General features: G+C 67.6%; 7 protein-coding genes and 2 tRNA genes. 7 read left to right on the plus strand and 2 right to left on the minus strand.

The window, feature by feature from the left end:
- Window positions 1-628: 628 nt before the first annotated feature.
- A tRNA-Gly gene (locus HS041_RS34520) sits at window positions 629-699 on the minus strand.
- A gap of 89 nt (window positions 700-788) precedes the next feature.
- Between HS041_RS34520 and HS041_RS34525 the strand changes: the two genes are divergently transcribed.
- Window positions 789-862, plus strand: a tRNA-Pro gene (locus tag HS041_RS34525).
- Window positions 863-975: 113 nt separating this feature from the next.
- Here HS041_RS34525 and HS041_RS34530 read toward each other — a convergent pair.
- Window positions 976-1,485, minus strand: coding sequence for an ATP-binding protein (locus HS041_RS34530; RefSeq protein ID WP_230880078.1), 510 nt, complete (start codon window positions 1,483-1,485; stop codon window positions 976-978).
- Window positions 1,486-1,741: 256 nt separating this feature from the next.
- Here HS041_RS34530 and HS041_RS34535 point away from each other — a divergent pair, with 256 nt between their 5' ends.
- From HS041_RS34535 to HS041_RS34560, 6 genes are all read left to right on the plus strand, one after another.
- The gene (locus HS041_RS34535) at window positions 1,742-2,608 is read left to right on the plus strand and encodes a Sco1979 family transcriptional regulator (protein ID WP_196445036.1); all 867 of its coding nucleotides are present in this window, start codon (window positions 1,742-1,744) and stop codon (window positions 2,606-2,608) included.
- 208 nt (window positions 2,609-2,816) lie between these two features.
- On the plus strand, window positions 2,817-4,196 hold the full coding sequence (gene tig, locus HS041_RS34540; RefSeq protein ID WP_196445037.1) for a trigger factor: 1,380 nt from the start codon (window positions 2,817-2,819) through the stop codon (window positions 4,194-4,196).
- A gap of 312 nt (window positions 4,197-4,508) precedes the next feature.
- Window positions 4,509-5,153 (plus strand): ClpP family protease, encoded by a 645-nt coding sequence (locus tag HS041_RS34545; protein WP_374058916.1) that lies wholly within the window; start codon window positions 4,509-4,511, stop codon window positions 5,151-5,153.
- Window positions 5,154-5,166: 13 nt separating this feature from the next.
- Window positions 5,167-5,811: an ATP-dependent Clp protease proteolytic subunit gene (locus tag HS041_RS34550; protein WP_196445038.1), complete on the plus strand. Its 645-nt coding sequence runs from the start codon at window positions 5,167-5,169 to the stop codon at window positions 5,809-5,811.
- Between the two features lie 193 nt (window positions 5,812-6,004).
- A complete protein-coding gene (gene clpX / locus HS041_RS34555) occupies window positions 6,005-7,282 on the plus strand; it encodes an ATP-dependent Clp protease ATP-binding subunit ClpX (protein ID WP_196445039.1) in 1,278 nt (425 codons plus the stop codon).
- A gap of 106 nt (window positions 7,283-7,388) precedes the next feature.
- Window positions 7,389-9,959 (plus strand): valine--tRNA ligase, encoded by a 2,571-nt coding sequence (locus tag HS041_RS34560; RefSeq protein ID WP_196445109.1) that lies wholly within the window; start codon window positions 7,389-7,391, stop codon window positions 9,957-9,959.
- Window positions 9,960-10,315 lie beyond the last annotated feature (356 nt).

A 10,315-nucleotide genomic window follows, 5' to 3' on the forward strand; every position in this document is an offset into this window, starting at 1 on the left:
CGGTCTCCCGTTCTCCAAAGAAATCGCGGAAATTCCCTGTATTCCAGGGCTTTCAAGTTTAGTAGCTGCCTTTACTGACTGCGTGGAGTTTTGTCAAATCGGAGGAGGTCGTCCGGCCTGGGCAAGCGGCGGCGGGCAACCGGCCGGGACGCCGTGCCGGTTGCGGGGCGGGGCCGCCGAGCGGTGTCCGGGTCGCATCGGCCAAGGGGCCTCCAGGGGTAGGTGCTGACAGTGTCCGTCACATCACCCCTCGTGGTCCATCCCTTGCGGTATCCGCTTTCCACGCCCCTACGGCGCCGCGGCGTGGGACCGCTTCCGTTCCCGGCTGACGTGCGCCGCCGCCGGGGCGCCGCCCCGGGCCGACGATGTCCTCGCCGTCTTCGGGAAGGCTCGCCGTGGTGACGCTCGACCGGCGTCACCCTCCGGGGGGGCCGGGGCCGGTCCACCGGCGTGCGCGTCAGGACCCGGGCGGGGCGAGCGCCGAGGCGCGGGGCAAGGCGCTCAGGGCGGCGGGAGAAGGCCCGGCGCAAGGGCGGAGAAGGCCGGTGGCACGGAAGATCGAAAAAATCCCCTGAAAGCCGAAGGGCCAAGTCTCCGGATGCCCGGTGACCTGGCCCTTCTTCGTCGGAGCGGACGACGGGAATCGAACCCGCGTAGCCAGTTTGGAAGACTGGGGCTCTACCATTGAGCTACGTCCGCGCGAACCGGTGTTGGTCTGGTCTAGACTTCATCCGGTCGTCAGGGCGTAATCGTACCGGAGTTCCGGAGCGTGCGCGTACCCGACGCCGCGGGGTGTGGCGCAGCTTGGTAGCGCACCTGCTTTGGGAGCAGGGGGCCGCAGGTTCAAATCCTGTCACCCCGACACAGTCGGAGCCCGGTTCCATCGTGGCGTAGAGAGAAGCCGCCGTCCCGGTTTCCGGACATGTTCTTCCGACGGTCCCGGCCGCCGCGCCGGTGCCGTACGGGAAAAGGGGATCAGGCGGTGCCGCTGAAGAGGGCCCAGACGGCCTTGCCGCCGCGGTTGAGGTGGTCCCAGCCCCAGCACTGGCTGTAGGTCTCCACGATGTAGAGCCCGCGGCCGTTCTCGGAGATGAAGTCCGGCTCCTTGGGTGTGGGGGCCTCGTCGCTGGGGTCGGCCACGGCGAGCAGGACGTGGGCGGACAAACGCAGCAGCATGAGGGTGATGGGCTTGGCCTCGGCCTTGCTGGGCGGGCACAGTGCGTAGCGGACCGCGTTGGTCACCAGTTCCGAAACCACTAACGCCGCGTCATCGCTGAGCTCGGACAGGCCCCAGTCGCGGAGGGTGGAACGGGTCACGTCCCGTGCGGTCTTGACCGAGTCGGCCTGCCGGGCGAGGGGACACGCCGTGGCGTCGGAGCGGTTGGCCGCCAGGAACTCGTCGAAGCCGACCTGGCGGGTCGCCTGCAGGTAGTCGGCGGCGGATCGTGGCTCCTCCACCATCCTGCCGGTACCTCCCGCTGTCATGGTGAGTCTCCGTGCGGTTGAGAGTTTTCAGAGCCTGTTTTCAGAGCCTGTGCACCATTAGCCCAATATGCACTAAGCCATCATGGGTCACACGCCCGCCCGCTGCAAGACCCAAATGCACGTGCAGTTGCAATGTGCAGCCGCATGGGCGACTACGGCGGGCATCTTGCCGAATCGGTCCCGGAGGCGGGACCTTGTCACAGCGGCCGGAAGTGGTGACACTGTGTGCGCTGGCCCAATTGAAGAGGGAGGCGAAGTGACGCAGGTTCAACAGGGATCAGGTCCCACAGCTCTGCGTATCCTCCTGGGCTCCCAACTACGCCGGTTGCGTGAGGACAGAGGTCTCACCCGCGAGGAGGCCGGCCACCGGATCCGCGGCTCCGAGTCCAAGATCAGCAGGATGGAGCTCGGGCGGGTCGGTCTCCGGGAACGCGACGTCGCGGACCTGCTCACCTTGTACGGAGTAGACGACGAGGGGGCGCGGGCAGCCGTGATGGACCTCCTGAACAGGGCCAACGAGCCCGGCTGGTGGCACCGGTTCAACGACCTGCTGCCCGGCTGGTTCCAGACCTACGTCGGCCTCGAGGAGGCGGCCTCCCGCATCCGCACCTACGAGGTGCAGTTCGTGCCCGGCCTGCTCCAGACGAAGGAGTACGCCCGGGCCGTCATCACCGCCGGAAGCGCCGGGATCGCGCCCGAAGAGATCTCCCGCCGCGTGGACCTGCGCCTCGAGCGCCAGCGCATCCTCGAACGTCCCGACGGGCCGTTCTTCTGGGCGGTCATCGACGAGGCGGCGCTGCGGCGCCCCATCGGGGGCGCGGACGTGATGCGGGCGCAACTGGAGCACCTGATGGACCTCATGCGCCAGCCGAACATCACGATCCAGGTGATGCCGTTCAGCTTCGGAGGGCACAGCGCGGAGGGCGGCGCGTTCAGCGTGCTGCGCTTCCAGGACAGCGAGCTTCCCGACGTGGTCTACGTCGAGCAGCTCGCCAGCGCGCTCTACCTGGACAAGCGCGAGGACGTCGACCGCTACAGCGAGGTCATGGAGCGGCTGTGCGCGGTGAGCACCACGCCGGACGAGACGGTCGACGCCCTCAGGCGGATAATCAAGGAGAACTGAAGTGCGCCGGTCGCTGCGAGGTGCGGGTCTGCCCTAGACTGACTGCGGCGCTGGACACCCGCCACGGTGGAGCATGCCCTGATCTTGTGCATCTCTCACGGCTGTGACCGGTGCCGCACATGTGGGCGCGGCGCGCGAGCTTGCCGCGGTAGCCGTACGAAATTGGCGCGCCCGCGATCACTCGAAGCTTGATCAAGGAGACCACCCCGTGAAGACCGCTGTCGAGGAGCTCAGCCCGACCCGGGTCAAGCTCACTGTCGAGGTGCCGTTCGAGGAGCTCGGCGAGAGCATGCAGGCGGCGTACAAGAAGGTCGCGCAGCAGGTGCGCGTCCCCGGTTTCCGCCCCGGCAAGGTTCCGGCCCGGATCATCGAGCAGCGCTTCGGCCGCGCGGTGGTGCTGGAGGAGACCCTCAACGACGCGGTGCCGAAGCTGTACGGCCAGGCCGTCGACGAGAGCGACATCTTCCCGGTCAGCCAGCCGGAGATCGAGGTCACCAAGATCGAGGACGGCGAGCAGGTGGAGTTCACCGCCGAGGTGGACATCCGCCCGAACTTCGAGGTCCCGGACTACCAGGGCCTCGAGGTCACCGTCCCGGTCGCCGAGGTGTCCGACGAGGACGTCGACAACCAGCTCGACGGCCTGCGCCAGCGCTTCGCGACGCTGACCGGCGTCGAGCGCGCCGCGGCCAACGGCGACTTCGTCGTGATGGACCTCGCCGCCGCCATCGACGGCGTGAACATCGAGGAGCAGCAGGCCAACGACGTCTCCTACGAGGTCGGCGCCGGCTCGGTGCTGCAGGGCCTGGACGAGGCGCTGGTCGGCATGTCCGCCGGCGACGTCAAGGAGTTCACCACCAACCTGGTCGGCGGCGAGAACGCCGGCGAGGAGGCCGTGGTGACCATCACCATCAAGAGCGTCAAGGAGAAGGTCCTCCCCGAGCTCGACGACGAGTTCGCCCAGCTGGCGAGCGAGTTCGACACGCTCGACGAGCTCAAGGACAGCATCCGCGAGCAGGCCCGCCGCAACAAGCTGGTCGACCAGGTCGTACAGGCCCGCGAGAAGGCCCTCGACGCCCTGCTCGACAAGATCGACATTCCGCTGCCGGAGAGCGCGCTCAAGGTCGAGCTCGACAACCGCAAGCACAACCTCGAGCACCAGATCGCCGAGAGTGGCCTGAGCAAGGAGGCGTACTTCCGCCTCTACCAGACCACCGAGGAGGAGCGCCACGCCGAGTTCGACGCGAGCGCGGCCAAGGCGCTCAAGACGGGCTTCGTGCTCGACAAGATCGTCAAGGCCGAGGAGATCGGTGTCAGCGAGCAGGAGCTGACCAACTTCGTGGTGCGCCGCGCCATGCAGATGAACGTCGCCCCGAACGTGCTGGCCAAGCACCTGGCCGACAACGACCAGCTCACCCTGGCCATGGTCGAGATCGTCCGCGACAAGGCCAAGAGCGTCATCGGCGACGCCGCCAAGGTGACCGACGAGGCCGGCAACGAGGTCGACCTCAAGGCCATCTACACCGAGATCAACGGCGAGGCCCCCGTCGAGGAGCCCGCCGAGGACGCCGAGGAGAAGACCGAGGCGTAGCCTCCGGGCCTCCCGGCCTCCGGTACGACGCCCCCGCCGTGGTTCTCACGGCGGGGGCGTCGTGGTTCTCACGGCGGGACGTCCCCGCCTGCAGGGGCCGTGCCGGCGCGGAGGGGGGCGTGGGAGCGCGCCGGCCCGTGCCGGGACACCGGAGGCCGACACGCCGGTGAGCGTCCCCGGGCGGAGCCTGTGGCGGCCCGGGTCATCATGCGCTGTCGGCGAACAGCACGTGGAGGGGGCATGTCCGGTCGGCGGCGCGCGTTAAGGTCACAAGCAAAGCCAATCGATAACGACGCATCGGAAGGTGACGCTGTGACCAGCCCGCCGACCTTCTACCAGCCGACCGGCTCCGGGCCCGAGTCGATGAGCCAGCCGAACGGCTCGTTCAGGCTCGAAGACCAGCTCTACCAGCGGCTGCTGCGTGAGCGCATCATCGTGCTGGGCACCCAGGTCAACGACGAGATCGCCAACCGAATCTGTGCCGAGCTGCTCCTGCTGGCGGCCGATGACTCCGAACGGGACATCTGGCTCTACATCAACTCGCCGGGCGGCTCGGTGACCGCCGGCATGGCGATTTACGACATGATGGAGTACGTGCCGAACAACGTGTGCACCGTCGCGATGGGCCTGGCCGCCTCCATGGGCCAGTTCCTGCTCTGCGCCGGCGAGCGGGGCAAGCGTTACGCCCTGCCGCACGCCCGCATCATGATGCACCAGCCGTCCGGTGGCATCGGCGGCACCGCGGCCGACATCGCCATCCAGGCCGAGCAGATGCTCTACGTCAAGAAGACCCTTGCCGAGCGCATCGCCTTCCACACCGGCCAGGAACTGGCGCAGATCGAGGCCGACTCCGACCGCGACCGCTGGTTCACGGCCGAAGAGGCCAGGGACTACGGCTTCATCGACCACGTCGTCCGGAGTGCCCGCCAGGTGCCCTCCGAGGGCGCCGTCTCCTGAAGGGGCACACAACGTGAGTGAGTTGATCCGGCCGGGAGACATCAACGGCCGCTACGTTCTTCCTTCCTTCGTCGAACGCACGTCGTACGGCGTCAAGGAGATGAACCCGTACAACAAGCTGTTCGAGGACCGCATCATCTTCCTCGGAGTGCAGATCGACGACGCGTCGGCCAACGACGTGATGGCGCAGCTGCTGACCCTGGAGTCGCTCGACCCCGACCGCGACATCAGCATCTACATCAACTCGCCGGGCGGATCGTTCACCGCCATGACGGCGATCTACGACACGATGCAGTTCGTCCGGCCGGAGATCCAGACGGTCTGCCTCGGGCAGGCGGCCTCGGCCGCGGCGGTCCTGCTGGCCGGCGGCACGCCGGGCAAGCGGTTCGCTCTGCCGAACGCCCGCATCCTGATCCACCAGCCCTCCACCGAGGGCGGCGGCCAGGGAAGCGACATCGAGATCCAGGCGCGGGAGATCCTGCGGATGCGCGCGCTCCTGGAGACGATCATCGCGCGGCACTCCGGCAAGCCGTCCGACGAGGTCCGCAAGGACATCGAGCGCGACAAGATTCTTAACGCTGAGGAGTCGAAGGCGTACGGGCTGATTGACGACATCATCCCGTCACGTAAGAAACTCGCCAAGGCCGTCGCCTCCTGAGGGAGGTAGATTGCATCGGAACGGTGCCCAATTGGGCACCTTCCGGTGCGACTCGCCGCCAGGGGGCTCACTGAGGGCTCAGAAGACGGTAACGTCGAATCCTGAGCGGGATGGCTTTTCGTACCGGGATCGGGCCGGTCAGAAGAAACGGACCGCGGCAGCCAGGGCGGTCCCACGCAAAGGAGTATCTGGGGTGGCACGCATCGGCGACGGGGGAGACCTGCTGAAGTGCTCTTTCTGTGGGAAGAGTCAGAAGCAAGTCAAGAAGCTCATCGCCGGACCCGGCGTATACATCTGCGATGAGTGCATCGATCTCTGCAACGAGATCATCGAGGAGGAGCTCAGCGAGTCCTCCGAGCTCAAGTGGGACAGCCTGCCCAAGCCGAGAGAGATCTACGAGTTCCTCGACGCCTACGTCATCGGCCAGGACAAGGCGAAGAAGGCCCTCTCGGTGGCGGTCTACAACCACTACAAGCGGGTGCAGTCCGGCGAGCGCGGGCGTGACGACGGGCTGGAACTGGCCAAGTCGAACATCCTGCTCCTGGGCCCGACCGGTTCCGGCAAGACACTGCTCGCCCAGACGCTGGCGAAGATGCTGAACGTTCCGTTCGCCATCGCCGACGCCACCGCTCTGACGGAGGCGGGCTACGTGGGCGAGGATGTCGAGAACATCCTGCTCAAGCTGATCCAGGCCGCCGACTACGACGTCAAGAAGGCCGAGACCGGCATCATCTACATCGACGAGGTCGACAAGATCGCTCGCAAGAGCGAGAACCCGTCGATCACCCGCGACGTCTCGGGCGAGGGCGTGCAGCAGGCCCTGCTGAAGATCCTGGAGGGCACTACGGCGAGTGTGCCGCCACAGGGCGGGCGCAAGCACCCGCACCAGGAGTTCATCCAGATCGACACCACGAACGTGCTGTTCATCTGCGGTGGCGCCTTCGCCGGCCTCGAGAAGATCATCGAGTCCCGGGTCGGCAAGAAGGGCATCGGCTTCAACGCCATCATCCGCTCCAAGGAGGACATCGACGCCTCCGACGTCTTCGGCGACGTCATGCCGGAGGACCTGCTGAAGTTCGGCATGATCCCCGAGTTCGTCGGCCGCCTCCCGGTGATCACCAGCGTGCACAACCTCGACCGCGAGGCGCTCATCCAGATCCTCACCGAGCCGCGCAACGCCCTCGTCAAGCAGTACCGTCGCCTCTTCGAGCTCGACAACGTCGAGCTGGAGTTCACTGACGACGCCCTGGAGGCCATCGCCGACCAGGCGATCCTGCGGGGCACCGGCGCGCGCGGTCTGCGGGCCATCCTGGAGGAGGTCCTCCTCTCGGTGATGTACGAGGTGCCCTCCCGCGAGGACGTGGCGCGCGTCGTCATCACCCGCGAGTCGGTCCTGGAGCACGTCAACCCGACACTCGTACCTCGCGACCAGCTGACCAAGCAGCGCACTCCGCGCGAGAAGTCGGCATAGGCCGCACACCAGCACGGCCGGCGCCCCCGCGGAGAACACTCCGCGGGGGCGCTGCCGTCGGTGAACACCGACCATTCGAACGTCCCTAGAATTGGACACCGTGACGATGCCAGAGCTGCCCACCCAGTACACACCCGCCGATGTGGAGACCCGGAGCTACGAGCGCTGGGTAGCGGAGGGATTCTTCACCGCGGACCCGGGCAGCGACCGCGAGCCGTACGCCATCGTCCTGCCCCCGCCGAACGTGACCGGTGTGCTGCACATCGGTCATGCCCTCGATCACTCGATCCAGGACGCGCTGACCCGCCGCGCCCGCATGCGCGGCCAGGAGACGCTCTGGCTGCCGGGCATGGACCACGCGGGCATCGCCACCCAGAACGTCGTCGAGCGTGAGATCGCCAAGGAGGGCCTGTCACGCCACGACCTCGGCCGTGAGGCGTTCGTCGAGCGGGTGTGGCAGTGGAAGGAGGAGTCCGGCGGCCGGATCCTCGGTCAGATGAAGAAGCTCGGCGACGGCGTCGACTGGTCGCGCGAGCGCTTCACGATGGACCCCGGCCTCTCCCGCGCCGTCCAGACCATCTTCAAGCGGCTCTTCGACGACGGGCTCATCTACCGCGCCGAGCGCATCATCAACTGGTGCCCGCGCTGCCTGACCGCGCTGTCGGACATCGAGGTCGAGCACAGCGAGGACGAGGGGGAGCTCGTCTCGATCCGGTACGGCGACGGCGAGGACTCCATCGTGGTCGCCACCACCCGCGCCGAGACCATGCTCGGTGACACCGCGGTGGCGGTGCACCCGTCCGACGAGCGCTACGCCCACCTGATCGGCCGCGAGGTCGAGCTCCCGCTGACCGGCCGGCGCATCCCGATCGTGGCGGACGAGCACGTCGACCCGGCCTTCGGCACCGGCGCGGTCAAGGTCACCCCGGCCCACGACCCGAACGACTTCGAGATCGGACGCCGTCACTCACTGCCCTCCATGACGGTCATGGACGAGCGCGGCGTGATCACCGCCCATGGCCCGTTCGAGGGTCTCGACCGCTTCGAGGCGCGTCCCGCCGTGGTCGCCGCCCTGCGGGAACAGGGCAGGATCGTCGCCGAGAAGCGCCCCTACCTCCACTCGGTGGGCCACTGCTCGCGCTGCAAGACAGTGGTCGAGCCCCGGCTCTCGCTGCAGTGGTTCGTCAACGTCTCGCCGCTGGCCAAGGCCGCCGGGGACGCGGTCCGCGACGGCCGGACGAGGATCCACCCGCCGGAGCTGGCCAAGCGCTATTTCGACTGGGTCGACGACATGCACGACTGGTGCATCTCGCGGCAGCTCTGGTGGGGCCACCGCATCCCGGTCTGGTACGGCCCGGACGGCGAGGTCGTGTGCGTGGGCCCGGACGAGCAGGCACCCGAGGGCTACGTCCAGGACCCCGACGTCCTCGACACGTGGTTCTCCTCGGGCCTGTGGCCGTTCTCCACTCTGGGCTGGCCGGAGCGCACGCCGGAGCTGGAGAAGTTCTACCCGACCTCAGTCCTGGTGACGGGCTACGACATCCTGTTCTTCTGGGTGGCCCGGATGATGATGTTCGGCATCTACGCGATGGACGGGGAGCCGCCGTTCCGGACTGTCGCGCTGCACGGCATGGTCCGCGACCAGTACGGCAAGAAGATGTCGAAGTCGTTCGGGAACGTCGTGGACCCGCTCGACTGGGTCGAGCGCTTCGGTGCCGACGCCACCCGTTTCACGTTGCTGCGTGGGGCCAACCCCGGGTCGGACGTCGCGATCAGCGAGGAGTGGGCCGGCGGCTCCCGCAACTTCTGCAACAAGATCTGGAACGCCACCCGGTTCGCGCTCATGAACGGCGCCGCCGTCGGTGAGCTTCCGGCCGGCGAGCTCACCGCGGCCGACCGGTGGATCCTCTCCCGGCTCCAGGAGGTCGTCGCCTCGGTGGACGCCGCCTTCGAGGAGTTCGAGTTCGCCAAGATCTCGGATCTGCTCTACCACTTCGCGTGGGACGAGGTCTGTGACTGGTACGTCGAGCTGGCCAAGATCCAGCTCGCGGCGGGGCAGGAGCACACCCGGCTGGTGCTCGGACACGTCTTCGACGCGCTGCTCCGGCTGCTTCACCCGCTGGTGCCGTTCGTCACGGAGGAGTTGTGGCGAGCGGTCACCGGCGGGGAGTCGGTCGCGGTGGCGCCGTGGCCCGCGGTCCAGGAGTCCCTGCGTGACCCGGCGGCCGAGGAGGAGGTCCTCGCGGTCCAGGGACTGGTCACCGAGGTCCGCCGGTTCCGCTCGGACCAGGGTCTCAAGCCCGGTCAGCGGGTGGCCGCGCGGCTCTCGCTCTCCGGTACGGCTCTCGCCGCGCACGAGGCGGCGATCCGTTCGCTGCTCCGCCTGGACCAGCCGTCGGAGTCGTTCGCCGCGACCGCTCGCCTGGACGTCGGCGGCATCGCCGTGGAGATCGACACGGCCGGGACGATCGACGTGGCGGCTGAGCGCAAGCGCCTCGAGAAGGACCTCGCCGTGGCACAGAAGGAGGCTGCGCAGGTCGCCGCCAAGCTCGGCAACGAGCAGTTCATGTCGAAGGCCCCCGACGACGTGGTCAGCAAGGTCCGGGCGCGAGCCGCCCAGGCCGACCAGGACATCGCACGGCTGACGGCCCAATTGGCCGCTCTGCCCGCCGGCTGACGCCCGCCGCTCGAACCTGGGCTTGAGTGAGACCCCGGAGTCCATTGACTCCGGGGTCTCACGTTTGGGGCTCACAGGCCGAGGGAAGACCTAGTCGTTACCGGCGAATGGCTCAGGTCTGCCGGAAAGGCTGCTAATGTTCTTGATGCAGGGCGAGTCCCTGCGCCCCCTTCTCTCCAAACCCCGACATTTCGGGTGTGTCAGCACGATTGGACACAGACCGGATGTTGGAGTAAGGTTGAAGGGTTGCTCCGGAGACGGAGTGGTCGCGATCCGGATGGATCGCCCGAAACGGGTCAGTTTGACACGAAACGGGCGGATCTGCTAGGATGGTGACACGGAATGGAACGCCCCGC

Origin of the sequence: Planomonospora sp. ID67723 (genome assembly GCF_015711605.1) — a bacterium.
GTDB lineage: Bacteria > Actinomycetota > Actinomycetes > Streptosporangiales > Streptosporangiaceae > Planomonospora_A.

Bases quoted from the DNA above. Each gene is read 5' to 3' on its own strand.
- HS041_RS34530 (WP_230880078.1), bottom strand. From the start codon at position 1,485: ATGACAGCGGGAGGTACCGGCAGGATGGTGGAGGAGCCACGATCCGCC.
- HS041_RS34560 (WP_196445109.1), top strand. From the start codon at position 7,389: ATGCCAGAGCTGCCCACCCAGTACACACCCGCCGATGTGGAGACCCGG.